Origin of the sequence: Paenibacillus sp. GM2 (assembly GCF_900069005.2) — a bacterium.
Lineage (GTDB): Bacteria > Bacillota > Bacilli > Paenibacillales > Paenibacillaceae > Fontibacillus.
The window spans coordinates 3,042,849-3,066,507 of record NZ_LN831279.1 but is presented as its reverse complement, the minus strand read 5'-3'; the positions used below and the strand labels follow the sequence as shown (position 1 = coordinate 3,066,507).

General features: G+C 46.5%; 20 protein-coding genes. 6 read left to right on the top strand and 14 right to left on the bottom strand.

Annotated elements, in window-relative coordinates; genetic code table 11:
* Positions 1-37: 37 nt before the first annotated feature.
* Positions 38-961 carry a YusW family protein gene (locus tag BN1360_RS23665; protein WP_068782288.1) on the bottom strand — a complete coding sequence of 308 codons (924 nt, stop codon included), beginning with the start codon at positions 959-961 and terminating at the stop codon, positions 38-40.
* A 170-nt stretch (positions 962-1,131) separates the two neighbouring features.
* Between BN1360_RS23665 and BN1360_RS23660 the strand changes: the two genes are divergently transcribed.
* Positions 1,132-1,533 (top strand): DUF2871 domain-containing protein, encoded by a 402-nt coding sequence (locus BN1360_RS23660; protein WP_068782287.1) that lies wholly within the window; start codon positions 1,132-1,134, stop codon positions 1,531-1,533.
* 62 nt (positions 1,534-1,595) lie between these two features.
* Here BN1360_RS23660 and BN1360_RS23655 read toward each other — a convergent pair whose 3' ends face one another.
* The 4 genes from BN1360_RS23655 to BN1360_RS23640 form a co-directional block, all read right to left on the bottom strand.
* Positions 1,596-2,144: a methylated-DNA--[protein]-cysteine S-methyltransferase gene (locus BN1360_RS23655; protein WP_068782286.1), complete on the bottom strand. Its 549-nt coding sequence runs from the start codon at positions 2,142-2,144 to the stop codon at positions 1,596-1,598.
* Positions 2,141-2,737: a bifunctional transcriptional activator/DNA repair enzyme AdaA gene (locus BN1360_RS23650; protein WP_068782550.1), complete on the bottom strand. Its 597-nt coding sequence runs from the start codon at positions 2,735-2,737 to the stop codon at positions 2,141-2,143. The genes BN1360_RS23655 and BN1360_RS23650 overlap by 4 nt, the downstream gene beginning before the upstream one ends.
* 172 nt (positions 2,738-2,909) lie before the next feature.
* Positions 2,910-4,091, bottom strand: a complete 1,182-nt coding sequence (locus BN1360_RS23645) for an oxalate decarboxylase family bicupin (protein ID WP_068782285.1) — start codon at positions 4,089-4,091, stop codon at positions 2,910-2,912.
* Between the two features lie 204 nt (positions 4,092-4,295).
* Positions 4,296-5,576 (bottom strand): glycoside hydrolase family 125 protein, encoded by a 1,281-nt coding sequence (locus BN1360_RS23640; RefSeq protein WP_068782284.1) that lies wholly within the window; start codon positions 5,574-5,576, stop codon positions 4,296-4,298.
* 692 nt (positions 5,577-6,268) lie between these two features.
* On the opposite strand from BN1360_RS23640, the gene BN1360_RS23635 reads away from it, so the two are divergent.
* The 3 genes from BN1360_RS23635 to BN1360_RS23625 all read left to right on the top strand — a co-directional run bounded on the left by BN1360_RS23635 (position 6,269) and on the right by BN1360_RS23625 (position 9,272).
* Positions 6,269-7,222, top strand: coding sequence for an ABC transporter permease (locus BN1360_RS23635; RefSeq protein ID WP_068782283.1), 954 nt, complete (start codon positions 6,269-6,271; stop codon positions 7,220-7,222).
* A 24-nt stretch (positions 7,223-7,246) separates the two neighbouring features.
* Positions 7,247-8,158 carry a carbohydrate ABC transporter permease gene (locus BN1360_RS23630; protein ID WP_068782282.1) on the top strand — a complete coding sequence of 304 codons (912 nt, stop codon included), beginning with the start codon at positions 7,247-7,249 and terminating at the stop codon, positions 8,156-8,158.
* Positions 8,159-8,249: 91 nt separating this feature from the next.
* Positions 8,250-9,272: a glycoside hydrolase family 130 protein gene (locus BN1360_RS23625; RefSeq protein WP_068782281.1), complete on the top strand. Its 1,023-nt coding sequence runs from the start codon at positions 8,250-8,252 to the stop codon at positions 9,270-9,272.
* Between the two features lie 111 nt (positions 9,273-9,383).
* On the opposite strand, the gene BN1360_RS23620 is transcribed toward BN1360_RS23625, so the two are convergent.
* Positions 9,384-11,726, bottom strand: coding sequence for a helix-turn-helix domain-containing protein (locus tag BN1360_RS23620; RefSeq protein ID WP_068782280.1), 2,343 nt, complete (start codon positions 11,724-11,726; stop codon positions 9,384-9,386).
* Between the two features lie 569 nt (positions 11,727-12,295).
* On the opposite strand from BN1360_RS23620, the gene BN1360_RS23615 reads away from it, so the two are divergent.
* Positions 12,296-13,888: an extracellular solute-binding protein gene (locus BN1360_RS23615; protein ID WP_068782279.1), complete on the top strand. Its 1,593-nt coding sequence runs from the start codon at positions 12,296-12,298 to the stop codon at positions 13,886-13,888.
* A 98-nt stretch (positions 13,889-13,986) separates the two neighbouring features.
* Here the strand turns inward: BN1360_RS23615 and BN1360_RS23610 are convergent, their stop codons facing one another.
* On the bottom strand, positions 13,987-14,913 hold the full coding sequence (locus BN1360_RS23610) for an aldo/keto reductase (protein ID WP_068782278.1): 927 nt from the start codon (positions 14,911-14,913) through the stop codon (positions 13,987-13,989).
* 161 nt (positions 14,914-15,074) lie between these two features.
* Between BN1360_RS23610 and BN1360_RS23605 the strand changes: the two genes are divergently transcribed.
* Positions 15,075-15,452: a MerR family transcriptional regulator gene (locus tag BN1360_RS23605; protein WP_068782277.1), complete on the top strand. Its 378-nt coding sequence runs from the start codon at positions 15,075-15,077 to the stop codon at positions 15,450-15,452.
* A 71-nt stretch (positions 15,453-15,523) separates the two neighbouring features.
* Here the strand turns inward: BN1360_RS23605 and BN1360_RS23600 are convergent, their stop codons facing one another.
* From BN1360_RS23600 to BN1360_RS23570, 7 genes are all read right to left on the bottom strand, one after another.
* Complete coding sequence (locus tag BN1360_RS23600) at positions 15,524-16,063, bottom strand: NADPH-dependent FMN reductase (protein ID WP_068782276.1); 540 nt, start codon at positions 16,061-16,063, stop codon at positions 15,524-15,526.
* A 585-nt stretch (positions 16,064-16,648) separates the two neighbouring features.
* Positions 16,649-18,037, bottom strand: a complete 1,389-nt coding sequence (gene uxaC, locus BN1360_RS23595) for a glucuronate isomerase (protein WP_068782274.1) — start codon at positions 18,035-18,037, stop codon at positions 16,649-16,651.
* A 34-nt stretch (positions 18,038-18,071) separates the two neighbouring features.
* Positions 18,072-19,559 (bottom strand): UxaA family hydrolase, encoded by a 1,488-nt coding sequence (locus tag BN1360_RS23590; protein WP_068782273.1) that lies wholly within the window; start codon positions 19,557-19,559, stop codon positions 18,072-18,074.
* A gap of 1 nt (position 19,560) precedes the next feature.
* Entirely contained in the window at positions 19,561-20,979 is a 1,419-nt protein-coding gene (locus tag BN1360_RS23585) for a tagaturonate reductase (protein ID WP_068782272.1), read from the bottom strand.
* 298 nt (positions 20,980-21,277) lie between these two features.
* Complete coding sequence (locus tag BN1360_RS23580; RefSeq protein ID WP_068782271.1) at positions 21,278-22,285, bottom strand: LacI family DNA-binding transcriptional regulator; 1,008 nt, start codon at positions 22,283-22,285, stop codon at positions 21,278-21,280.
* A 307-nt stretch (positions 22,286-22,592) separates the two neighbouring features.
* Positions 22,593-22,937, bottom strand: a complete 345-nt coding sequence (locus BN1360_RS23575) for a hypothetical protein (RefSeq protein ID WP_068782270.1) — start codon at positions 22,935-22,937, stop codon at positions 22,593-22,595.
* A gap of 3 nt (positions 22,938-22,940) precedes the next feature.
* Entirely contained in the window at positions 22,941-23,537 is a 597-nt protein-coding gene (locus tag BN1360_RS23570; protein WP_068782269.1) for an ImmA/IrrE family metallo-endopeptidase, read from the bottom strand.
* Between the last annotated feature and the right edge of the window lie 122 nt (positions 23,538-23,659).

Genomic DNA, 23,659 nt, shown 5'->3' with positions numbered 1-23,659 from the left:
GGCTAAGAGCCTAACGGTGGGTTTTGCTTCATTTCAATTATTTTATAGATTTGAACGCGAGCTGCCCCCCGTCAGGCAGACGGATTTCCAGCTCAAACTCCTTATAGTTGTCAGCCAATTGAAAGGCCTCCAAAGTACGGGAGATCGCTTCCTTCTTCGACGTATCATTGGTTATGTCAAGCTTAGGCAAAATCTTCTCAAGCTGCTCCAATGCAGCAGCTCCTTGCATCTTCTTACTCGTGTTGCTTCGTTCATCTTCAATCTCAGCCTTTATCTTGCCGTAATTGGAATTGAAGTCCACCTCATATTGACCTTTGGCATATTCCACTTCCAGTTCGAATTCGAGGAAATTGTCAATACTGGTAGTTTGCTTCTCAACAGTTGTCTCTTTATTTACATTATCCTTGCTGCCATTCTGGTTCGTCTGCTCCCGATGACTAGCGCCAAAATTAGCATCGCTATGATGCTTGTTGTGCACGATGATTAGCTTCAGATCGGACACTTTATTTTGTGCGACTTTGGTGAGAATCGAGGGCAGCTTTTCCGACTTCTCTTTAGCGGCATCGGCGATCAGTTTGGCTTCAGAGGCCGAGAAACTCTGGGCGGTCCAGGTGGCTTCCTTCTGGAGCTCGGCCAGTACATCTTTGATCTGAGCAGAATCAAGCGATTGTCCGGTTAATGCTTCAATCTGAGCCTGATTGAATAGGACAACCGTCTTGTAATTGTCTTTGTATATGGTGGTCATTGTGGTATCGGTATCGGTAGCATTATCCTTCGAAGCAGAAGGCTTGACTGCATCTTTTTCATGGGTGTTCCCTGTCGCAATCGAATCTGTCTCGGAAGGGGCGGAGGCTTTTACCGATTCCAACGGATTGGATTTCAGACTAGGAATCAGAATCAGGGCTCCCACAATAGCGACAATCGCACTGCGGGCAACGATTTTTGTAGTTTTCCTATTCATAAACTCATTCCTTTCTGTGTGACATTTATCTCTAGGACACTTTAACATAGAACCCGGTCTCTCAAGATTATAAATTGTGAACAATCTTTTAACAAGCGATGATATGGATTACAATCCCGGCTTAAGTTATTTACAATAAGGGCTGAAACGTAAATAATGGAGGGTTATTGATGAGAAAATCATATATAGCCGCATTTATCTATCTATTAATCGGGTTGGGATTCGGTGTATTTGCGAGGGAATTTACGAAAGTACAAGGCTTTGACGGGGATACGGTATTAAATGTTCTGCATACCCACGTTCTTATTCTCGGTTTCCTGTTCTTCCTGATCAGTCTGATTCTATCGAAGCTGTTTTCCGTTCATCAGACCCAATCTTTTAATGCCTGGTTTATCGTCTATAATATCGGTCTGGTTCTGACGATCGGTTCCATGACGGTGCGCGGCGTATTGCAGGTGAATGGCAACGATATGGCAGGCCTGAGTCATATGGCAGGGCTATCTCATTCGATCATCGGCATCGCTTTGATCTGGTATATGCTGCTATTGAACAAAGCGTACAACCAACAATAATATAATGGCACGATCCAGCAAAAAGGCATGGCCCCCAAGGTTAACTCTGGGGGACCATGCCTTTAATAATTAAATCCGGTCCATAGCAGGTTTGATCCGCTTCGCTCCAGCTCCAGCAATTTTGTCTTCATCTCAAGTCCACCGCGATAGCCGGTTAATGTTCCGTTCTTGCCGATCACCCGATGACAGGGAACGGTAATCAGAAGGGGGTTCGCTCCGATTGCAGTACCTACCGCACGAACCGCCGCTGGTCTCTTGATATGAATGGCAATATCCGAATAAGAGCATGTTTGCCCATAAGGGATCGCACAAAGAGCGTCCCATACTTCCTTTTGAAATGAAGTTCCCTCCAGCGCGGTTGGAAGCGAGAACTGCTGTCGTTGTCCATGCAGATATTCACTCAGTTCAACGATATAGGGGCGGAGGATCTCATCGTTTTCCATCAGCTCGTACGCTTTATAGTGCTTCGCCACCCATTTGCTTAGCTCTTCAAAATCCCTATTCTGAGATCCAACGTAGCAGAGTCCTTGCTCGGTAGCAGCCAAGTAAATACTCCAGTCTTCCTGGGACATTTTAGACCAGTACACCGTTCTGTGCGAATTTTGCTTCATAGTGAATCGTCTCCTTCATACGGAATGCTTGCGTGTTCTTTGCGATATTGTGCCGGCGTGAATCCGGTCCGTTTCTTGAATAGGGTGATAAAATAAGCCGTATTCGCTATTCCAACGCAGGCTCCTACTTTGGCGACCCCAAGCCCGGAATGGAGCAGCCGCTGTTTGGCTTTAGCAATCCGTATATGCTGGATGTACTCGACCGGCGTTACACCTTTGATTTTTTTAAAAGTCCGATGAAGGTGGTAGGGGCTCCCGTGACTGACCTCAGCTAGGGCCTGGAGGGTAAGTGAAGCAGAGTAATTATTGTCAATGTAGTCTGTGACAAGATCAATCCATTCATCATCAGGCAAGCGCTGACCGGTTGGCCTGCAGCGCTTGCAGGGGCGGAAATGCTCGGATAAGGCCTGCTCGGCGTTTTCGAACAGGCGAATATTCTCCATTTTCGGCGGCCTGGATTTGCAAGATGGTCGGCAGAAGATGCCCGTGGTCTTGACGGCATAGAAGAACTTACCATCATAGGCGGGGTCATTGTTAACGATAGCGTTCCACCGCTCCTGGGTCAGTTCGGTTGGATGAAGATTCTTAGGCATCTGCTCGTGATGGAATGGCTCGTTAATTGCTGCAGTTTCAGACTTAGCTGGCTTCATCAAGTGTAATCCCCCTGGTTTCGTATCGGCTTCGTATATTAATATACTCCTAAATTGGGATTATCGTACGCTTTTTAAGCTGTAATAGCAAGATAACGAAATGATGGGGAAGGGGTTATTTGAGATGGTCGTATTTGACAACGGGCCATTTCTCTTTACGCAGAGCGTCCAGCAATTCAGGGGTCGCATTGAGGTTAGCTTGCACCAGCTCACGCGGCGTAAGGGCCATCCATTGATTTAAGGAGACGTCTGCAAAGCGGTCGCTCTTGAACATTTCCAGGAACCAGAGGGTGTCATCCCCGGTGTTCTGAATATAGTGCCCGAAGGCGAAGGGGACGTAACCGACATCTCCCGCTCGGACATTAAAGGTGCGTGCGACTCCGTTGCCGCCGAATACAGTCATTCGACCTTGACCCGTCAAGTAATATTGCCACTCATCATTGTTGGGATGCCAGTGCAGCTCGCGCATTGCGCCCGGTTTAATCTCGACCAGTGCAGCCGCAACCGTCTTGGAGATGGGGAAGTTGCTGGAATCAGCGATGCGGACGCTCCCGCCCGGTGTCTTCAGAGGGGTCTGCGCCAGCAGCTTATGCTTGAAGCTAACGGGAACGGCACCGTAGGGAGATGGAACCTCCTGACTAGCTAATGATCCTGGGACCTTGTCTGGAAAAATATATAGCTGCTTATCGGGGATACCCTCGAAAGCCGCTTCATCTACTCCGAAGTTGGCGGCTAGCACCTCTTTGGGCGTATGGGCGAACCAGTCCGAGATGGAGAGTGTATTCAAATCTGAGAAATTGCCGTCATCAAAGACGAGCAGAAACTCACATCCGTTCTCAAGCGCTTGAATAGAGTGAGGGATACCTGCTGGAAAATACCATAGATCTCCCGCCTCAATATCTGCGATAAAATTGCGCCCATTCTGATCTACCGCGGTGATTCTGGCACTGCCAAGCAGCATATAAGCCCATTCCGCCTGCTGATGCCAATGTAACTCGCGTACCCCGCCCGGCACCAGACTCATGTTAACGCCTGCCAGAGTTTTTGCGATCGGCAGATCCCGTACGGTAATTTCTCTTGACCATCCGCCCTCATTAAGCTGCATATGGGTGTCCGAGTAGGACATAACCAGATTTGGCATTAGCCCGGAATCGGTGACCGGAGGCACCAGCATATCAGGGTTCTCCCGGTCTCTCATCACATCCCGCGGTCCATAATCGGGCCCGCCCGCCCCATCGCTGCGTATCGGTTGGGGGATGTGCGGAGGTTCACAGTTGCTTTGTTCTGAATTTGCCATTCAATGATATCCCTCCTTGAACTCGGGCATCATCTACGCCCATTCAAAATATGTCTATGAGTTAGAGCTTGGATAATAGTATTATTCATCGAGGTCAGCTATGCAATAAAGAAAACGCCCCTCACAAACGGCCGGTGTAAACTCGTTTGGAGAAGCGTAGTTATAATTGTTTATTTTAAGGAATGAGGCTGATTCAAGATGCAATTAGATAAGGCCTTCGTCCATAGCTTTACAAATCAAGGTTGCGAACAGGCTATTGGACCACGCGAACCAAGGGCGGCTGAAATCGCTTGGATCATCCGGATGGAAGCCTTCGTGCATATAACCTGTATCGGCATCGGTATCAATCAAGGTCTGGATGAGCTCTTTGATCTCCTCAGGATTGTTGGAAGTCAATGCTTGTACGGATAATGCCATATGCCATACATAGCCACCCGGCGTATGCGGGCTGCCGATTCCTTTGGCATATTTGCCTTCAAAGTAATACGGATTATCGAAGCTAAGCGCAAATCGACGGGTATTTTGATAAATCGGGTTGCTGATATCGGTGTAACCGATATAAGGAATCGTCATTAATCCGGGTGTGCCAGCATCGTCCATCAGGCAGTAGTTGCCATAGCCATCGGTCTCGTATGCATAGATCCTTCCATATTTGGGATGATCCACGATCCCGTAGGTTTGAATGCCGAAGCCAATTTCATTGCGCATCTTCTCGGCGCGAGCGGCAAGACGGACATCGCTATAAATTTCGGTTGCGATCTCCATGATATGACCGAGGATCACTACTGCGAACATATTCCCGGGAATGTTATATCCGTACAAATTGGCATCATCGCTTGGCCGGAAACCGGACCAGGTCATCCCGGTATAGTTGGACGGAAGTCCACGGCCATTGTTCTGAAGTGTTTCTGTATGCTGCTTCGTTTGCCGGGTGAAGTGATACAGCGATCTTTGGTCATGATGCTGTTCCGTAATCATCACATTTACAATAGAAGTGAGTGCCTGATACAGCTCATTTGTGAACACATCTGTCATCCCGGTTTCTTTCCAATAAGAGTAGAGAAGCTGCACCGGGAAACAGAGGGAGTCGAGCTCATATTTGCGCTCCCACATCCACGGATTTAAATCGCAGTCGTCTGAATCTCTGTAGTGCCTATCATTAGCTGTCTCATTAAACGCATTCGTATACGGATCTATATTGATATAGAACATTTGGCGGGAGATGAGTCCGCCGATGATGCGCTGTAGTTCTTTGTCATGTTTGGCAAAAGGAATGTAGTGACGCACCTGCTCTGTAGAATCTCGCAGCCACATAGCTGGAATATCTCCAGTAAACACGAATGTCGTGCCGTCATCAAGCAGTTTTGTCGTCGTTTCCAGCGTATTCGGGAAGGTGTTTCTGAACAGTTGCTGCAGTTTAGGATTATACGCCAGTTTCTTCTCGGCTTCATCCAGAAATTGCGATATCGAAGCGGGTAATTTCATAAGTCGGACTCCTCCTGAATTTTATAATTGTTGGGGTTTTCTGCCCCGGTCCAGCATTTGACTATCCACCGATTCAGCATCTGACCCTCCAATGGAAGTAATTTTGCGTGGGATTATTCGTCCCAGGGTATCCAGCAAATTGTCCTTAGGGCATATACCACTCACGATCCTGGTGACATTTTTCGGATCATAATCATAGCCTCGTATATCAATAGCTGGGCAATGTCAGTGCATTCTTCTTAATTGATGCAATAAATGTATGCGCGTACAAAATATTATCTGGTTGAGGCAAGCTAACCGACATTGCGACTTCTTTAGACAGATTCACATAACTTCAGAGAATTCACAATATGTGTGATTTGCAAGTGCCAACCTCTGAAAAAACGACATAGCTCCACCTGAAAAAAATACATAGTGATGAATTTCAGCGACAGATTGCCGCTGCCAACCTCAGGATGTAAGAAACTCATAAATCCTTATCCAGCAAGGGATCTCACGCTCAGGAAATGACAATGCAGATTCCACATATTTACGATGGGAAGCTGTTTTCACTACAATTTTGCTTGTAAGCGCTAGCAGTTATACTCATCAATTTCCGGTATGAGCCGAATTGAAGAGTGCTTGCGCCAGATGTTTTCCGGGCTGATGACAGCAAGAATTAGAACAAGTAAGGAAAGGAGAGGACTTAGGATATGAGAGTACCGCGTAAGGCTGCTGCACTACAATTAAAAACTGCAGGTGAAAGTTCACTGCTCATGAGAATTCTGAAGAACTGGGAGTTATATATATTTATCGCCCCAGCGTTTTTATACTTCGTGATCTTCCAATATGGACCGATGTATGGAATTCAGATTGCCTTCAAAAATTTTGTTCCGTCCCAAGGAATTACGGGGAGCGAGTGGGTCGGCTTTGAACATTTTAATCGTTTTTTCCATTCCTATTACTTCAAGGATTTATTGTGGAATACGTTTAGCTTGAGTTTTTATGAGCTTGCAATCGGCTTCCCGCTTCCGATCATTATGGCGCTGGCCTTTAATGAGGTGCGCAACGGATTTTTTAAGAAAAGCGTACAAACGATCACTTATGCCCCGCATTTTATTTCCGTCGTCGTTATGGCGGGGATGGTCATTACCTTCTTGACGCCCTCCACAGGAGTGATTGTCAAGTTGATCGAGCTCTTCGGAATCGATGCTCCGGCATTTCTGACGGACCCGCGTTGGTTTAAGACGGTATATGTGTTATCAGGTGTATGGCAGAGCACAGGTTGGGGAACGATCATTTATCTGGCGGCGCTATCCGGAGTAGATCCGCAGCTGCATGAAGCAGCGATCGTCGATGGCGCCAGCCGATTCAAGCGGGTTCTGCACATTAATTTGCCTACGATTGTTCCGACGATTATGATTTTGCTCATTTTGAATGTTGGCAACATTCTTGGTATCGGGTATGAGAAAGTATTGCTGCTTCAAAATCCGTTAAATATGGACTCCTCGGATGTAATTTCGACGTTTGTATACCGATCTGGTCTCGTTAGCGCGCAATACAGCTTTTCGACGGCCGTGGGCTTGTTTAACTCCGTAGTGAACGCTCTGTTGTTGATTACAGTTAATAAAATCGCCAAGCGGACAAGCGAGACAAGCTTATGGTAAACAGGAAGAGAGGAGGGCTTATTGATGGCTACTGTTGCAATTAAGGAATCGAAGACAGACAAAATATATCTGGTCATTAACTATTTGTTTCTTGTTATTGCTCTGATCGTTGTATTGTATCCTCTGTTGTATATTATCAGCGCATCAATCAGTGATCCGAAATATGTAAGCTCAGGAGAGATGTGGTTGTTCCCTAAAGGATTAAATTTAAAGGGGTACAAGCTTGTATTTGACAATCCAAAGATTTGGTCTGGTTATGGCAATACGATAATGTACACAGTGCTGGGAACGATGGTGAATCTGGTTGTTACTTTGCCGGCCGCTTACTCGCTAAGCAGACCTGATTTTGTCGGGCGTAAATTTTTTATGGGCATGTTTCTGGTCACGATGTTCTTTAACGGGGGACTCATCCCAACTTACTTGCTTGTAAAAGGCCTGGGGTTGATCAACTCGATAGGGGCGCTCATTCTGCCAACGACTGTATCCGTCTACAACTTGATTGTTGCCCGTACGTTCTTTGAATCCAGCATTCCGAAGGAATTAAATGAAGCTGCTTATATTGATGGTTGTACAAACTTCAAGCTGTTTATCCGGATTATAATTCCTTTGTCGGCACCGATAATCGCTGTTATGGCTTTATTTTATGGAGTAGGGCATTGGAACAGTTATTTTCCGGCCCTGATCTATCTGAACGATGAAGCAAAGTATCCGCTGCAGATGATATTACGGCAAATTCTCGTTCTGCAGGAAATGTCAGCGGATGCGACAGGTGCAGCCAGCGGTGACGCTGCTATAGCGATGAATAACAAAGCGGAGATCGCAGCGATGGTTAAATATGCGGTTATTATTGTATCTACGCTTCCTATCATTGTTGTATATCCGTTCTTGCAGCGTTATTTCGTTCAAGGTGTTATGATCGGTTCAGTAAAAGGATAAAAGATATTTTCAGCTTATACCCCGTGTTTTTCAGATGCTTTCAACTTAACCCATAATAGTGAATTTCAGAATTAGGAGGGAAAATACTTCAATGAAAATTACGAGGCACCCTAACAACCCGATCGTTGTTCCGGGGGGGTATGAATGGCGGAAAGTTACGGTATTCAATCCTGCCGTAATTATCGATAATGGCAAGTTTTATATGATAGAGCGAACAGCAGGTTCATTGACTCCTTGTAAAAACTACCTTGGCTTACTGGAGAGTGAGGATGGCGTAAACTTCACCCATGTCAAGGACGAGCCCATCCTGACACCGGATGAGCTTGGTTTCCCTTATGGAAGCGTACAGGACCCACGCATTGTCAAAATGGAGGATACATTCTACATGAATTACGCTTTGCGTCCTTGCGCCATGAACTATTACCCAACAAACCGTGGTGTTCCGGAGAGATCGATTCCTGAGTATCCGGACGGCTGGGGCGAGAAGGAGGGCCACTGGCTAACCCGTTCTTCTATTGTGAAGTCCAGGAATCTGATCGATTGGGAATTTGTAGCGGACACCACTCCGCTTGAGATCAATGACCGTGACAATATTCTGTTCCCGGAGAAGATCAATGGCAAGTATGTATTGCTTCGTCGACCGGAGGAATACATCGGCGAGGAATACGGTACGGACAAAGCTGCAATGTGGATTACTTATTCCGAGGATTTGATCCATTGGGAGGAGCCCAGGCTTCTTGCCAAGGCAGAAAATCCGGCATGGGAATCCAGAAAGATTGGGGGTTCTACTCCGCCAATAAAGACAGATAAAGGTTGGTTGGTGCTGTACCATGGGGTAGATGATGAAATAGTGTATCGGGTTGGAGCGATGCTGCTCGATTTAGAGAATCCGGAAAAGGTTATTGCCAGAACGAGAAACTTCATTATGGAGCCTGAGACTTACTATGAAAAATTCGGCTACCAGATCCCGAATGTAATATTCCCTACAGGAAATGTGGTCAAAGATGATCTGCTATATATTTATTATGGCGTTACGGATACGGCAATAGCCTTAGCCACCGTTCCATTGGCTGAATTGGTCGATCACATTCTGAACGAGTCCAGTTCATGTTAACGAATAAGCCTTCCCGAACCGGGAAGGCTTATTGTTTATACAAATTTGTACCTAATCGATTGAACCGCCGTATACCGAACGGTATGTACGGAGGTAGGAGAGGTCGGCTGCTCAGCTAATGGGCAGGCTCCTGCTCGTTTTTCCTTGATCTTCGTGTTGCTTGCGGAATTGTCCGGGCGTGACTCCGGTTTCTTTTTTAAACTTTCGAATAAAGTTTGCGGCGTCCAGATACCCAACCTGCTCGATAATCTCTTTTAAGGGTGCATTCGTAGTAATAAGCAGTCGTTTCACTTCTTCCATTCTTCTTTGCCAAATATATTGCGTGAAATTAATCCCGGTTTTGTCTTTAAACGTACGGCTTAAATAAGAGATGGATACCGAGTATTTCAGTGCGACATGCTCCAGACTGAGCGTATAGTCAGCGTACCTCTGGTCCACATAAGAGACAATATCCTCGATCAGCGATGGCTGATCCATCTCCGTATTTCGTTCAACCTGGTCACATATACGTCTGGTTAAATCGGTTAATCCGGCTTCAAGTTCTTCCAGCGTGTCATAGACGGTATAATGGTTGAGATTCTTGAACACTTCGGTAACACCGAGCTCATGGGATGTCCGCAGCAGGGAGTTCAAGAGATCAGAGCAGATACAGCGCAGCAGGACGGGAGACAAAGCTTCCTCTTTGATCTGTCGAAGGATATCGCCGATCACCTGATTGGCGACGGACTCATTCCCCTGCTTCAAGCTCTGTTCAAGCTTGAGGAATGATTTCTTGGGAATCCAGAATGCCTCTGCTTCGGTAACCACAATATCCTGAAGCTGCTCGAAATAGGTAACGCGTCCGTTTTCTCCTATGATACGGTTATCTATTGCAGTAGCGGCTTCGATAAAGGATTGATTCATACTAGCGAGATCGGGATACGGCAGACCCACGCCGAAATAGGGCATGACCTGGGCTTTCTCGGTAACGAGGATCTTAATCGCTTCAATGACCGCCTCGATTCTTTTCTGCACCGATTCACTGTGATCAGCCGGCATTGAGACCAGCAAGGCAAACTGATCTTTGGTATTAAACTCGATACCGAAAATACGAGCCTGAAGGTTCGGAAGTTCCAGTTCGCTAAGCGTTTCCTGCATGTAGTGCTGAATCGATAAAGCTTCATCGGCTACTGTACAGTCATCCCAGGCCAATATCATAGATAAATAGATTCCTTGCTCCCCAGGGTATTCCAGACCCGAGCGGATGATCATGCTCTCGATATCTGGATCATTCGGCTTACCATGCTTGAACAGCAACAGGAGACACTGATTTCTCACAAAAGGAACCTGGGTATCAATTCTTGCGCTGTATTCATGAATGGTCTGCTTGATCCATTCCCATTCGTTGCGAGTACGGGTGGAATGATTTGAATGGTACTTCTGTTTGGTAAACTCGATGATATCTTTGATCGGATGATACTGCCGCTTAGCCAGAAATACTGCAGCAGCAACGCCTGATATTACCGTAACTAGAAATACGATAAGTATTAATGTCTGGATATGCACCACTTTACTAAAAAACTGATAGCTAGGTATGGTGGTAACATAGGTCCAGTTGTTCTCTTTGGATTTGGTGGATACAACAGAGTGCTGTATTCCATTTAGCTTCATATTGTGTATCCCAGGCTCCAGGGTGGACAGCATTTGAACCGTATCCGGGGAGATTTCGGTTTCCTTGTTGACGGATGTCAGCAGCTGACCATCCTGAGTGAAGATATACCCATTGCCCGAAAAGCTGTTCAGAATCGTATCCATTACACCTGTAAACATGGCCTCGTTAACCATATATACGACGGTTGCGTTGGGATACAGGTCCGTTGGCTTGATCGGAAAAAGCATCGTCAGAGTTGAATCCTTACGTAAATTCACCGTAACATATTCCGCCGGGCGTACGGTGGGCTGATTGATTTCGTTCAGATCATGGTAAATTTGCTTGCTGTCCCAATTATCGTAATGATACAGGTCGCCAAAGACGATATCGATGTCGGTTAGTCCGCGGTAGGAATATATTTGGTTATCGTTATGAAAATAAAGAAACAGATCCTCTAATATCCCGCTGTTCGCCTTGTAATTCCCCAGTGTCTCAATGGCTTCCATGCTGTAATACGGATCGTGAACCATGTAGGAGCTAAGCTTCTGGTCATAGGCGATTCTGCTCGCGATATGCTGAAGTTCGCTCATTCGTTCATCGATTGTAATTTTGGCCTGATTCAGCTGATTAAAATTAGTCTGTTCAATCTCCTTGCGAAGGGCGTTGACTGCGTTCTCATAAATTAATAGGGTAACGAGGGTTAAAGGTATCAGGAAAATCAGGATGTAAGATAGCGTATACTTGAGCAGCAGCTTGGACTTAAAGCCGTTCCAGGATCTGAGAAACTTGGATTCTATAGATATCTTCGGTGCTAATTTGGCCATTGTCGCGTTCTCTCTCCTAAATGTTATCAACATCATATATTAAACATTATAATGTTCTGATCATTATTATGGACGAAAAAGCGACGGCTGTAAAGGAAACGATTTCATTAGCGGTTTATATAGCATGTAAATCTCTAAAGTAAAAAACGACATACTGATCAACAGAGGTAGGTGACTTAGTTCTCAAAGAAAGATCTAGGCTAGTCTCAGGTTCTCTGGCGGACGATCACGAGGAGGACTCGATATGTAAAATTTGCATCCCCAACGGATTTAACAAAAGACATATATTAGACTATAATGGCATCTTGATAAGCGGTCTGTTGCTTCTATTTATGCGATTCAGAGCATTTATCCGTGAAATATGACAATACAAAATCGACATATTTACGCTTAATAACGACCTTGCTTAGAATTACACTGTAAGCGCTAGCAAATAATCATCCAAAACGACAGTTTAGGGAAAGCCCTTGCAAAGCGCAAACCAAACATAATAATGCCGGGGAAGAGGCTCCAGGTGAAGCGCGATTCCTGCACTTATTAATTTGGTTAATTTACTCTAAGGGGAGGCAATGCATGTGATTAAAAAGAAAAAAATCTTCATGTCCATACTTGCAGCGGTTATGGCGTTATCTTTGCTGAGCGGCTGTGGGGGCAAAGGGGAGGGGAGCTCTGCAAGCGGCAACAGCGGCAATGCGGAATCTAAGGTTAATAAGGAAGGCTATCCGATCGTTAATGAGCCCTTGACTTTGTCTATTATGGCTCCTGATATGGGGATTCAGAACTGGAAGGACATGCCTGTCATGCAAGAGATGGACAAGCTTACAGGTATTAAAATCGAATACCGCAATGCGCCGAGAGACAGCTTCGACACCAAGAAGAATCTCGTATTTGCCAGTGGCGACTATCCGGATATTTTCTTTGCCGCGAAGTTGACCCAAGCTGAAGAACAGACCTATGGCAGCCAAGGCATCTTGCTTCCATTGGAAGACTTAATCGATAAGTATGCACCTAACATTAAGCAGGCGCTTGAAGACAATCCGGATATTCGCAAGTCCATTACTGCTCCTGACGGACATATCTATTCTTTGCCGCGTATCGAGCCATACCAACCCTGGTATAGAAACCCGATGTGGTATAACGGTGAAATTTTGAAGGAGCTTCATGTTACCGATCTGCCCGCAACAACCGATGAGTTGTATGATCTATTAAAGCTGTTTAAAGAGAAGGATTCTAAGAACATTCCTCTGTCTTCTTCTTCAGGAATCAAATTAAGAGATATCAGAACATGGATTTTGGGTGCCTTTGGAGCCTATGAGGAAGAGCTCTATGTGGATGATAATGATGTAGTCCACTACACACCTGCTGAGGACTCCTATAAGGGATATGTCACTTACCTGAATAAACTGTGGGACGAGGATTTGCTGGATCATGAGTCCTTCTCGCAAACCGATGATCAAAAGAAAGCCAAGATCAAAAACAATCAGGTTTTGTTGTTCTCTGACTGGCATGCCTACATGTCGCTTGGCGGCCAACCAAGCACGGAAGATCCAATGTTTAGTCCTGTGAAGAGCGATATGGTGGATCAAGCGGTGATTGCTCGGAACAAAGGCTTTTCCACGGGAACCTTTGCAATCTCTAGGACGAATCCTAGTCCAGAGGCATCTATTCGTTGGGTTGACTACATGTACAGTTCGGAAGGACAAATGATGTGGAACAAAGGACCGGAGGGAATCTTGTGGAAATATACAGATGATTCCAAACAAACGATTGAGTATTTGCCTGTACCTAACGGAGAAGACAGAGAGGATTTCCGTTCGAAAATCACGCCTAACTTCGGTATCGCTTCTCCGATGATCGTGCCTGATGAGCCTGTTAAGGACGAGTTTGCGAAATGGGTTGAAAATGAGTCCCAGACGAAGCTGCTCAACCGTGGCGCTCGAGTTCCATTCCCAGCCTTGTTCCTGACAGAAGCTGAGTCTGCTGAAGTTACAGCGCTTCGTTCCGACCTGAGCACTTATGTGGCGCAGATGGAAGCGAAATTCATTACCGGACAAGAAGCTATCGACGGTTGGGATAAATATGTCCAAACCCTTAAGAAAATGGGATCCGACCGCTTCCAGGAAATTTATCAAGTTGCCTATGACCGCTGGAAGAACAGCTAAACCCCTTTATAAAGCTTAATAATAAAAGGAAAGGCGTCCCAATGATGTCTGTAATGACATCAGGGACGCCTTTTATATACGTATTGGGGAACTGTACGTTAAGGGATAATCTTGCCGCCTGCCTTGTAAATGCTGTACCATTCTTCTCTGGTAAGTGGAATGTCCGAGCCTTTGCAGGAATCGATAAGTCTTTGCTCATTGGTTGTTCCAAGTACAACCTGCATGTTGGCCGGATGACGAGTAATCCAGGCTACGGCGATCGTTGTATTGGTTACTCCGTATTTCTCGGCAAGCTGGTCGATAATCTTGTTGAGTTCCGGATAATTCTCCAGGTCGCCAAGGAAAGGTCCGTTGAAGAAGCCTTTTTGGAATGGGGACCAGGCTTGGATCGTAATATCCTTCAAACGGCAATATTCGAGAATACCGCTGTCGCGGTTCACGGATTGATCGACATCCATATTGAAGGCGATGGCTGAATCAATCATTGGCGTATGCGTAATGCTAAGCTGCAATTGGTTAGCGATGATTTTATGCGGGATGTACTTCTGCAGCAGCTCGATTTGGTTCGGAGTCTGATTGGATACCCCGAAATAGCGAACCTTGCCGCTGCTATGCAGTTGATCGAATGCCTCAGCAACTTCCTCCGGTTCCATTAATGTATCAGGACGATGGAGCAATAAAACGTCCAGATAGTCTGTCTTCAGACGTTTCAGAATACCGTCTGTTGCTTCGATAATATGTTCCTTGGAGAAATCGAAGTAACCTGGGCGAATGCCGCATTTGCTCTGCAGAATCATTTGCTCGCGAATTTCCGGGTTCATCCGGATCGCTTCGGCGAAATGGGATTCGCATTCCCCATAGGAAGGTCCGTAAATATCGGCGTGATCGAAGAAATTAATCTCATGATCCAGTGCAGTACGAATCAGCTTCTCCGCCTCGGTTACAGAGAGCTGCTTCAGGCGCATATTGCCCATAACTATATTTGACGCTTTCAAATCTGTTCCAGCGATGTTAATATACTTCATGCTTTACATTCTCCCTTCATATTCTCTACAATAATAGGATAAGTGCTAGAGTTCACTCTATGTCAAATAACAAATGGGATCGAAAATTTATCTGAGTATAGGATGTTCATTGTTATGGCATTTGATCCAAATCTGGAGCCTTAATGGAGGAGAGATTTTCAATGACTTATACCATTTCGCAGGTTGCCGAGAAGACGAACCTGTCCGTGTACACGATCAGATATTATGATAAAGAGGGACTGCTCCCTTTTGTGGATCGCGAGAACGGTGTACGTGTATTTCATGATCAGGATATTGAATGGATTGACTTGATTTGCTGCTTGAAACATACGGGTATGCCGATCAAGGATATTCGTACCTTCATCCAGTATTGCATGGATAATGATGCTGTCGTGGATAAGGGCCTGGAGATTCTGATTCAGCATAAGCATAATGTAGAGCAACAGATCCGAGATACTCAGCGCAGTCTGGAGACGATTGAATACAAAATTAATCATTTGCCGCAAATGTATAAGGAGAAATTCTCGATCCATCATTAAGTCGGCTCAATAAAAAATCCCTCACTCTCTAAATGAAGAGAATGGGGGATTTCGGCTTTAGGGGAGAAAGATTAACGCAATGTTTTCAAAGCGCCGCTCCATGCAAGAACTTGATCAAGCATGCCGTTAAGGTTGGTCAGGTGAAGATCAGCCGGCTTGAATACGGAGAAGTTCTCGAAATCTGTGAACAGGGACAAAGCGGGGTGAACACGTACGTCAGCAACGGACAATTCGCCCAGGATGCCGCGCAGATGTTCAGCAGCACGAGCGCCGCCAACGGAGCCGTAGCTCACGATACCAGCGGCTTTGTCGTTCCATGCTTCACGGGCATAGTCGAGTGCGTTCTTCAGAGATGCCGAGATGCTGTGATTATATTCTTGAACGATGAAGACGAATCCGTCCAAGCTGTTCAGCTTATTATTCCAAGCTGTTGCTTGTTCTGTAGCGTCAGCCTCACCGAGCAATGGAAGCTTGAAGTCAGCGATATCTACGATTTCATAGTTTGCGTCTCCGCGTTCGTCAGCGATTTTCTTCACCCATTCGCCAACCTGTGGGCTTAAGCGACCTTCACGTGTGCTTCCTAGGATAATACCGATGTTTAACTTGGACATTGAGAAATCCTCCTCTGAGATTAAATAGATGAAAATAATAACTTGCTTCAGGAATTATAGCCGCTTCTGTGAAAAGCATTCTTGCCTATTCTTCACAGATCAACAACGTTTAATCCCTAATGAACAATCTTATTTTTAAGTGTCTTAATATCACGATATGAATATAACACACCGTATTTACTAAATCAAGTACCTAACAAAATGTTAGTAAAGAATTTTTTGAAATAGTTTAAAGCCGCAGATTTTTTGTACACATCTGATTAAAAAGCCCACGAATTCAATAAGGATGAACTCATGGGCTTGATGGTATTCGTTATAAAAAGTGTTTCAAAAGGCCTGGTTTTGACAGCACCGCAGTGGATGGTTCCCATTTGCATTATAAGCCTTTGCTTGGGCCGGGACGAATTCAAGATTCAATGTCAAGATCGATTCTTGAATCGCTTCGTGCTAGATATTGAATTTATAGGTTGCCAGTGAACTGATGAAATTGTATATTGCAACAAAAGCTCCTTTGCGTCGCAATAGCTCATCTTAGAGTGGCCTCGTCAGAGGTCTTCTTATCAAAAATAAATTGTTAGCTTCCTCTCAGAAGCCGAAATATCCGGCGGCATTATTGAAGGAGATATCTTCAACGATCTGTCCCAGCAATACGGGGTCTTCAGGCGCTTCGCCGCGCTCTGCCCACTCGCCGATCAGCTCGCACAATACGCGGCGGAAATATTCGTGGCGCGTATAAGACAGGAAGCTGCGCGAGTCGGTTAGCATGCCTACAAAGTTTGCGAGCAGGCTGTGCTCTGCAAACAAAGACAATTGCTGGCGCATCCCGCCGCGGGTATCGTTGAACCACCAGCCGGAACCGAGCTGCAGCTTGCCTGGAGTTTCCCGCTGGAAGCAGCCCATCAGTGTCAACAGCACAGGGTAATCCTTTGGATTGAGGGAATATAAAATGGTCTTCGGCAAGCCCGCTTCACTTTCAGCGCGGTCCAGCAGCTTTGCCAGAGCTTCGGTAATCGGCAGATCATTTAAGGCATCATATCCCGTATCGGGTCCCAATAACTTCAACATCGAAGTATTATTGTTGCGGTACGCATGCATATGAAGCTGCATGATCCAGTTTTTCTCGCGATAGAAGGCAATTAACTGAGCCAGCAGCTCTGTACGGTAAATCGTAATTTCATCCGCTGAGAGCTCCTCGCCGGCTATTCTTTTATGAAAGATCATTTCTAAGGTTTCGGCATCTCCGGCCTTATATTGCAATACGTCAAGCGCATGATCGGACAGGCGGCAGCCGTTGTCATGGAAGAATTCCACCCGATTCTTGAGTGCATGAATCAATTCAGCATAGGAGGAAATCGACTGCCCGCTGGCGCTCTCCAGGCGGCCAATCCATTCCTGGAAGCCCGGGGCATCGATGTTCAGCGCTTTATCGGGACGGAAGGTAGGCAACACCTTGAAATCCTGCTCCTCTTCGGCCAAACGTTGATGATAGCTCAGAGAATCCACCGGGTCATCCGTCGTGCATATCATTTTCACATTAGCATTCTTAATGATATTGCGACGCTTGAAGGATTCTGTGGCCAGCTTGCGGTTCACTTCTTCCCAGATTCGTGGTGCGGACTCTTCATTCAGCAACTCATCGATCCCAAAGAAGCGGCGAAGTTCAAGATGTGTCCAGGTGTAGAGCGGATTGCCGATCGTCTTTGGCACCGTTCTGGCCCAAGCCAGGAATTTGTCATAATCGGAAGCATCGCCTGTAATATGAGTCTCCGGCACTCCATTAGCACGCATTAATCTCCATTTATAGTGATCTCCAGACAACCAGGCTTCAGTCAGGTTTAGAAATGGTTTGTTCTCATAAATTTCCTGCGGGTCAAGATGGCAGTGATAATCGATAATGGGCATCTTGCTGGCATGGTTATGGAACAGCGTTTTCGCAATAGGGGTGGTTAATAGAAAATCGTCATTTAAGAACATCATACCGGCTCCTTTTTATCCTATAAGTTTGGTTTTATAAGGTTACACCTGTTTTGAAAATGGCCAGTTCCCGCACTTCATTTTGTTCGTTGCGTGTTTTTTGGCCGCTGGCTACGGCAATAATGTAGTGAATAAAGTCCTCCAGCACATCCTCCATCCGCGTCTCCAATAGCGGACCGGCATTGAAGTCCATCCAATGTCCTTTTTTGGCGTACAGTTCATTATTCGTGGCAATCTTCACGGTCGGCACGAAGCTGCCGAACGGTGTACCACGTCCGGTTGTGAACAATACAAGCTGGCAATCCGCCGCGGCAAGGGCAGAGGAAGCGATGAGATCGTTGCCTGGTGCTTGCAGCAGGCTAAGGCCTTTCTTGCGCAGTTTCTCGCCGTATTGCAGCACGTCGACTACAGGAGAAGTTCCGGCTTTTTGCGTACAGCCCAATGATTTGTCCTCCAGAGTACTAATGCCTCCAGCTTTGTTGCCTGGTGAAGGATTCTCATATACCGGCTCTCCGTAGGAGAGGAAGTACTGCTTGAAATTGTTGATAAGCGAGACGATCTGCTCAAATACTTCACGGTTCTCGGCCCGTGCCATTAACATCTTCTCGGCGCCGAACATTTCAGGCACCTCAGTCAGCACCGTCGTTCCTCCCTGGGAGATAAGAAAATCGGAGAAGGCGCCTAGCAAAGGATTGGCAGTAATGCCTGAGAATCCATCCGACCCGCCACATTTGAGACCAACGTTCAGCTCGCTGATCGGAACAGGCTGTCGATGATCGCCTTTGGCAGCTTCATATAATTTCTCTAATAGGGCCAGACCTGCGGAGACCTCATCTCCGACTTCCTGAGCGACAAGGAATTTGACGCGTGCTTCATCATAATCGCCTAAGAGGCTGCGAAATTCAGAGACGATATTATTCTCACAGCCAAGCCCGAAGACGAGTACACCACCTGCATTAGGATGCTTGACTGCATCCATCAGAATGCTGCGGGTCATGCGATGATCGTCCCCTAGCTGCGAGCAGCCGTAAGGATGCTTGAGCACTGTAATATTATCGAAGCTGCCTAGGTCCGGATGAAGCTGCTTGAATTCACTTATCATTTGCTCGGCAATGCCGTTAACACAGCCTACAGTGGGTACAATGTAGAGATCATTGCGAATGCCGACCTTGCCGTTCTTGCGCACGTAGCCTTCGAAGCTCAAGTTCCGCTTTGGATAAATAACCGGATGAAGATCCGGTTGATACTCATACGTCTCTTCACCGGAGAGTCCGGTCTGAAGGTTATGCGTATGCACCCATTCCCCTGTAGAAATGGTATCCATAGCCCGGCCAATCGGAGAACCATACTTGTTGATCGTATCCCCTGGATTAAATCCGATGAGAGCCAATTTATGGCCCTGGGGAATATCTTGCTTCGCTTGAAATACCTGTCCCTCAAGCACTAATTCATCGCCGGCTTGAATCGGCCGTAGAGCTACGGCGACTGTATCCCGCGGATTCATCTTCATGAGTGGCTGCATATTACTTCACTCCGATCCTATGTTCTAGGGCAACGCGGCTTCCCATTGCTTCGAGCTGTCGCAGGCTCTCTTCCAGGCTCTCTTCCAGCCTTGGAAGCTGAGTCAGATCCTCGCCCCATAAGTTGTTGCTGCTCAGAATGGACTGGACTACGGTGTCCCGATCCCTCCACGCTTCATCAACAATCGCCAGCACCTCAGGGCTGTCCTGCCGCAACAGGCGATCTCCTCGGTAGCTCAGTAGCAGGGCGGCAAAAGAGAGCATGATAAGCTCAGGCCATTGTCCCTTTTCCTGGTAGTATTTCTGCATAACAGGCAACAGGCGAGTCTTAAACTTAGAGAAGCTATTCAAGAAAATCGATGTTAATTCATGGCGGATGAACGGATTCCTAAATCTCTCTTGCACGGCAGAGGCGTAAGAACGCAATTCTTCACTGGTGAGGTCAAGCATCGGGATCAGCTCGTTCTCGATTAACAAATTCACAAATCTGGAGAAGCTCGGATCGGTCATAACCTCCTCAACCGTCTCAAGTCCGGCTAGCAAACCAAGTGGAACCATGGCCGTATGCGGACCATTCAAGAGATGAACCTTGCGTTCACGGTAAGGTGTCATGTCTTGGGTGACCCTGACATTAAGTCCGGCTTTGGCCAGAGGAAGCCTCTCCTTCAACCATTCCGGACCTTCAATGATCCAGAGCAGGAAAGGTTCGGCCATGACCATATACTTGTCTTCATACCCAAGCTCCTGTTCAAGCTCGGCAGCCTTGTCATGCGGGTAACCAGGGACGATCCGATCCACCAGACTGCAGCAAAAGAGGTTATCCTCATCCAGCCAATTCAGGAACGCTTCTCCCAAATTCCATTCTTGGCCGTAGCGGCACACGATTTCTTTCAATTTCTCGCCATTGCGGTCGATCAATTCACAGGGAATGATAGTGAAGCCCTTCTTGCCCAGTTCAAAGCGTCTATATAGAAGCGCGGTCAGTTTGCCAGGAAAGCTCTTTTGCGGGCCATTGTCGAGCCGATCCTCAGGATCATAGGCGATCCCGGCTTCCGTCGTATTCGAGGTGATGAACTCCAGCTCATCATTTTCAGCTAATTGAAGAAAATCATCGTATTGTGTGTAAGGATTGATCAATCGGCTGACGCTCGTTATAATCTCTCGGTCGTTTACCAGCTGCTGCTGCATAATTCCGTTTATTAACACGGTATAGAGGTAATCCTGATCATCCAGTTGCGGACCGAGGCCCCGGTTGCGAGGTTTAATTAATACTGCGCTGCCGTTAAATAGTCCTTGCTTGTTCATTTGCTGCAATTGCCATTCGACGAACGCCCGCATGAAGTTCCCTTCACCGAACTGGATCATCCGCTCCGGATAGGAGGGGAGGTCCGGATAGTTAGCACGAGATAATGTTTTTACCATCAGATTTCAATCTCCTTTAAGCTATGACTATAATAATGCACACGTTAACAAGTTGGCGTATAAAAAGATATCAGTTTGACAGCCTGTCAGACGAATTGAAATCTAAAACTTTTCAGCTATAAAAGCTAAAAAAATGCTTTTGAGAGACGCTCTATGAAAATAAATGTTCACGTGTTCATTTTATGTTCACTTCGTATTTTAGTCAATAACATAAATAAAGACGGCACAAGCACGGCGCTTTAGAAAAAAGCCTGTGATGAGCGGATTCAGTTGTCATCCCAGGCTTTTCTGATGAGGCTTATATTTCTTGGAGGCTTGCGACCGTCTGACGGATTATCAATTGCGTCTTGACGAATAACTGTTCAGTTGACGTCTCCTTAGGGGCGTTCATCAGTTCAATTAATTTCTGCGTTCCTAATTTGCTAATATCCGCGATCGGTCTATGAATTGTCGTTAGGGCAGGGTTGGTGTACTTGGCAAAGACAATATCGTCAAAACCGATCAGCGACATTTGCTCCGGAATCGCCACACCTCTGGCATAGCAGGCATTCATGGCGCCAATTGCCATATTATCGTTGGAGCAGAGCACCATGGACGGAGGCTCCGGTAAAGACAAGAGGATGTTCATCGCACTGAAGCCGCTCTCCACTGTGTAATCACCAGCTGTAAAATATTCGCTTTTGACGGGAATTTGCTTCGCAAGCATGCTATCAATGAAGCCTTGCTTACGCTCGGAGGCTGACTTGAAGTCAGGCCTGCCCTCAATCATGGCAAGTCTGCGATGACCTTGCGAGATCGCGTACTCCATCGCTTCCTTGACACCGATTCGGTCGCTGGCCACTACATTCATGATGCTTGAATCCTCAAGCTGGCGATTGAGAACCACCAACGGGATGTTGGCCTTTTTGACATGATAAATAAAGGTATTGTCCGCATCGCTCTGGCTAATGACGAGAATGCCATCGAAGCGCTGGGGAGAGATGCTGTCCAGATGCTGGATGCTATCGATACCGCTAACCGACAGGTTGTAGTTCTCATCAAGCACATGCTTGATGCCCTTGATCACGTCAACGAGGAAGCTCTCCGATGTGCCATGGTCGATGGAGGAGAAGAACAGACCGATCGTGTAGGATTTTCTTGTGACCAGGCTCTTGGCGCTGAAGTTGGGAACATAGTTAAGCTCGGCAGCGATTTTTTCAATTTTGTCGCGAGTTTCCTTCTTAATTAACGGATTGCCATTCAGCGCCCTGGATACAGTTGTGTGGGAGACACCGGCAACCCGGGCAATATCTTTTATCGTAATCATATGTACCTCTTAATTTATTATATAGTAGTGTGTTCAAAAAGGCCGCTTTTCAGCACCGAGAAGGTTGGATGAAGCTAGGGTATGAGGAGCGGGGCTGCACGTTTTCGTAGAAAACGGCCTCGTAAGCATCTTGCTTGTAGTTTGTACGTGAGCACCTAAGATGTTTCCGCAGGAAACATAACTTCGTAAGCCTTCGCTTAGACCCAGGTGAGTTCAAGATTCGGTGCCGAATAAACTCCCGGTGTTGCTTCGTAATCAAAAGCGGACATGTTAACGTGTTCATTTTATGTCTAAGCAAGGCAGCAAGTCAAATCGATAAATTGGCCTGCTCCCAGCGGTAGCCTAACACTTCTTCGACATCGGCAATTTGCAAAATAAGCAGAGAGATGTCGGCTTCCGGGTAACGTGAGGTTATCTGGGGAAGCCGTATGCCTATTTGCTCCGGTTCTTCGTGACTGATAACAAGATCCTCAAGCAGGACGGAAGCGCCGATCAGGTCGCCGAATTGTTCCGCTTCGAACGGTTCAAAAGGACCGGATAAGGGGAGATAGAGAACCTCGTCCCAGTCCAATTCGCCCGGATCAGGCTGAATAATAAGCTGAAGTGGATGTATCCCTTCCGAGATGAAATCACAATATACGGCTAATCGCATAGATCAGTTGCCTCCTCTGCCTCCGGAAATCTGCCGTTCCAGTTGGTTAAGAATCCGCATAGTCTCAGGAGACCAGGAGTCAGCGGCCTGCTTCCGATCCGCTTCACGGGCTGCTGCGATCAATGTGCCCTGAAGCACTCTGCGTTGGACTTGATCAAGTCTACGCTCCGCTAGTTCCAGGGTAACCTGGAATTGCTCGGCAATGAACGGAATCGCCTCACAATGCTGATCGGGAATATTTTGTCTGGCCATCATGTAAAATGGCATCGCAGCGTAGAGAACGAACTGCTCGGCCTCCGTTTCCTGGGCATTCTTGAAGAGCAGAGGCATTCGTCGCTGATCACCGGCATGACGCATAACATGGCAGAGTTCATGGAAGAAGATCAGCCGGGCGCTCACTTCCTGCGTCTGTTTATTCAGAAATATAACTTTATCTTCATTATCGGAGAAGGACGGACAGGCCTCATAGATTAGCTCAACGCCAAAGGCTTCGGCAATATGATCGATATCCAGCTGCTCGGGAACCATGATTCCGTGGCTCATATATTCTGTGCTGATCCATTGTTCCAAAGGAGTTTCCTGGTAATAGGAGAATAACATAAATCCACCTCAAATAAGAATGTATGTTCGCAATATATTGGAAAATAATAGCCCTTCGCAGAAAGGGCCTGGTCAAAAGCCAAACTTGATTATTATTAGATTCGTCGTTATAGGCGGAGAAT

Excerpts from the sequence above, each read along its gene's own strand:
- BN1360_RS23570 (WP_068782269.1), bottom strand. The coding sequence starts at position 23,537 with ATGTTATTCTCCTATTACCAGGAAACTCCTTTGGAACAATGGATCAGC.
- BN1360_RS23660 (WP_068782287.1), top strand. The coding sequence starts at position 1,132 with ATGAGAAAATCATATATAGCCGCATTTATCTATCTATTAATCGGGTTG.
- BN1360_RS23590 (WP_068782273.1), bottom strand. The coding sequence starts at position 19,559 with ATGCAGCCACTCATGAAGATGAATCCGCGGGATACAGTCGCCGTAGCT.
- BN1360_RS23615 (WP_068782279.1), top strand. The coding sequence starts at position 12,296 with ATGCATGTGATTAAAAAGAAAAAAATCTTCATGTCCATACTTGCAGCG.
- BN1360_RS23575 (WP_068782270.1), bottom strand. The coding sequence starts at position 22,937 with ATGCGATTAGCCGTATATTGTGATTTCATCTCGGAAGGGATACATCCA.
- BN1360_RS23600 (WP_068782276.1), bottom strand. The coding sequence starts at position 16,063 with ATGTCCAAGTTAAACATCGGTATTATCCTAGGAAGCACACGTGAAGGT.
- BN1360_RS23635 (WP_068782283.1), top strand. The coding sequence starts at position 6,269 with ATGAGAGTACCGCGTAAGGCTGCTGCACTACAATTAAAAACTGCAGGT.
- BN1360_RS23620 (WP_068782280.1), bottom strand. The coding sequence starts at position 11,726 with ATGGCCAAATTAGCACCGAAGATATCTATAGAATCCAAGTTTCTCAGA.
- BN1360_RS23665 (WP_068782288.1), bottom strand. The coding sequence starts at position 961 with ATGAATAGGAAAACTACAAAAATCGTTGCCCGCAGTGCGATTGTCGCT.
- BN1360_RS23585 (WP_068782272.1), bottom strand. The coding sequence starts at position 20,979 with ATGGTAAAAACATTATCTCGTGCTAACTATCCGGACCTCCCCTCCTAT.
- BN1360_RS23640 (WP_068782284.1), bottom strand. The coding sequence starts at position 5,576 with ATGAAATTACCCGCTTCGATATCGCAATTTCTGGATGAAGCCGAGAAG.
- BN1360_RS23605 (WP_068782277.1), top strand. The coding sequence starts at position 15,075 with ATGACTTATACCATTTCGCAGGTTGCCGAGAAGACGAACCTGTCCGTG.
- BN1360_RS23650 (WP_068782550.1), bottom strand. The coding sequence starts at position 2,737 with ATGCCTAAGAATCTTCATCCAACCGAACTGACCCAGGAGCGGTGGAAC.
- uxaC (WP_068782274.1), bottom strand. The coding sequence starts at position 18,037 with ATGTTCTTAAATGACGATTTTCTATTAACCACCCCTATTGCGAAAACG.
- BN1360_RS23630 (WP_068782282.1), top strand. The coding sequence starts at position 7,247 with ATGGCTACTGTTGCAATTAAGGAATCGAAGACAGACAAAATATATCTG.
- BN1360_RS23625 (WP_068782281.1), top strand. The coding sequence starts at position 8,250 with ATGAAAATTACGAGGCACCCTAACAACCCGATCGTTGTTCCGGGGGGG.
- BN1360_RS23610 (WP_068782278.1), bottom strand. The coding sequence starts at position 14,913 with ATGAAGTATATTAACATCGCTGGAACAGATTTGAAAGCGTCAAATATA.
- BN1360_RS23645 (WP_068782285.1), bottom strand. The coding sequence starts at position 4,091 with ATGGCAAATTCAGAACAAAGCAACTGTGAACCTCCGCACATCCCCCAA.
- BN1360_RS23655 (WP_068782286.1), bottom strand. The coding sequence starts at position 2,144 with ATGAAGCAAAATTCGCACAGAACGGTGTACTGGTCTAAAATGTCCCAG.
- BN1360_RS23580 (WP_068782271.1), bottom strand. The coding sequence starts at position 22,285 with ATGATTACGATAAAAGATATTGCCCGGGTTGCCGGTGTCTCCCACACA.